Source organism: Legionella worsleiensis (assembly GCF_001467535.1).
In the GTDB taxonomy this organism is placed as follows: Bacteria; Pseudomonadota; Gammaproteobacteria; order Legionellales; family Legionellaceae; genus Legionella; species Legionella worsleiensis.
This window is the reverse complement of sequence record NZ_LNZC01000016.1, coordinates 1-2209: the sequence shown is the minus strand read 5'-3', so window position 1 is coordinate 2209 and position 2209 is coordinate 1. Positions and strand designations below refer to the sequence as shown.

Below are 2209 nucleotides of genomic sequence, written 5' to 3'. Positions count from 1 at the left end.
AATGATCAAGGCTTCCCAATAGTAAATCTCAGCAGGCATTTAGTACGTTCTCTTTATAGTCATAGATGCCATATGATAAAGCATGCACATTAACTCAAGCTTAAATCTGCTGATTAATTACTCAAAAAACTTTGTGCCGGACAAAAAAACGGAAACAGCCAGTATCTACTCTTGCTCAGTTGTCATCCCGAATAGAATAAGGGATTCTCCAGAATTTGGCACAGTGCCAGCTTTAGGAGATCCCTCACCATGCTCAGAATGACCTACTGAGCTTGCGTTTAAAGACTGTATCTACTTGCTCATACTCATAGACACTGATTCCTCCACAGTCACCGTATCGACCTGAACACTAGACGATGCGACTGCACTGCCTTGAGCCTGTGTAGTAGTTATTTGAAGGGGTGAAGCAACGGGCTGGCGCTGTTTAGTTCGCTCAGGGATTAGCTGTTTTCCTAAGGCATCATGAGCAAATCGCAAATACCCAGCTAAAAGACTGAAAGGCTCATCCGCCATAGCTCTCAAGCATTGAGTAATGAAATCGTATTGTGCAGTCAATTCACTAGATGGATTTTCTTCAAACCATTTCATTATATCTAAAAACAGACGAGGCATTTTTAAATTAAATGAAATAGCATCTTGGCGACACAAATCGAAAAACTGACCCAAGCTCGATGACAGGTTATTCGGAGAGGATAAACCAGTATTAACAAGATGATTCCATGCCATTTTTGCAAATCCATCATTTACGGACATCTGCTCCAATATTGTTTTAAGTCGCATAGGATTGGCAAAAACCTCACCAAATTGAGCAATAATACCATCCCAAAGCCGGACATTTAAACAATAAAGCCTATTAAGCAATTGATGCTCAACTTTGAAGCAATCGTAAATAATACGCAGTATTCCTGCAAGATTACTCGTAGGATCAAGCTCTGGTGCGTTTAGTTTATCCCAGATATAGCGTTTTTCTTCTATTAAGGTCCATGTAGGATTCTTTTTTAGAGTAGAGAGTATTTCCTCAACCATTAAAAGCGCATTGGGGCCAAACACTTTACTTGTTGAGTTATCATTAATTAAATCACCAAAAAATACTGACAAATGAGAAAACGTGTTGCGGCCACACAGATCAATCCCTAAACAATTGCCTTGTACCATTAACCGCACTATATTTCTTGAGATATCATCTATGTTATATCGTGCAATAATACTTGCCCACGACCTTTTTTCATTACGATGAAGATCCAAAGCCAACTGCTCATAAGTTCTTAGTCTGGCTTTATTACAGGGGATTAAAGGCACTGGTATTTTGAAATCAGGCTCTAAATGAGCGTAGAAGAAATTTTTTAATCGCAAGCATAAATCATCAAGGGTATAACCCATAGGTTCAGCCATTCTGGTTAAAATATCTATACCTGTTTGACTGGTATTCAAAAAATACAGCTCACGTATGTCTATTGAACTACCGGGAAAAAATGACTCTAATGTTTCCAATGAGACAACATCATATTCCGGCTTGTATCCATCATACGGAACAAGAAAATCTTTTAAACGAAGAGCAAATTTAATTAATAGACCATTTTTTTGCTCTAGTATAATTTTCAGTACCTCATGCATCTCCTCGTTATAAGGCGAGCAAAGCTGGCTTAACAAAGAGGTATGCGATTGTACTCCGATTTTACACAAGTGCTCCAGGGTAATCAGATTTTTCGATTTAGGATAATAAAAAAATAATTTACGGATTTTCTGAGCATCCATAGCGCCACAAGAGATTTGCGTCGATAAATAGACTCCAGGGTTAGTGCTTTCAGTCAGGCTGTTGAGAAAATTTTCCATGGGTCGCTGTTGCAAAAACCGTAAGCCAGAAAAAGTCTCTTCTGCCGGAACTGCGGAAACAGGAGGTGCATCAGCGATTGCTGATTGAGTAGTGCGTTGTTGTGCAGAAGCACTTGCATGCCTGTCTTGCTGCCTGCGTCCCCCCCTTCTTCTTTGCGAATGAATGGAACCTGAAGTGATTTTTGGGGGGGCAAACAACCCTTCAGCACGTGCCGAGGTAGAACGTTCCGCATCAACCGAGCTCGACGAACTTGCAGCTATTGGCTGAGGAGCCACTGGGCTACTGGTGCTCGCTACGGAAGACTCAAGGACAGAAAGAGTCGGCGGTGTTTTTGTTGCTCGGATGTATGCCTCAAATTCGTCCGCAGGTTTTTGT

1 protein-coding gene is annotated in these 2209 nt (G+C 40.9%); it reads right to left on the bottom strand.

Annotation, left to right across the window (positions count from 1 at the left end):
• Nucleotides 1-291: 291 nt before the first annotated feature.
• Nucleotides 292-2209, bottom strand: a 1918-nt coding sequence (locus Lwor_RS13850; RefSeq protein ID WP_162262298.1) for a hypothetical protein, incomplete at its 5' end; no start/stop codon positions are given.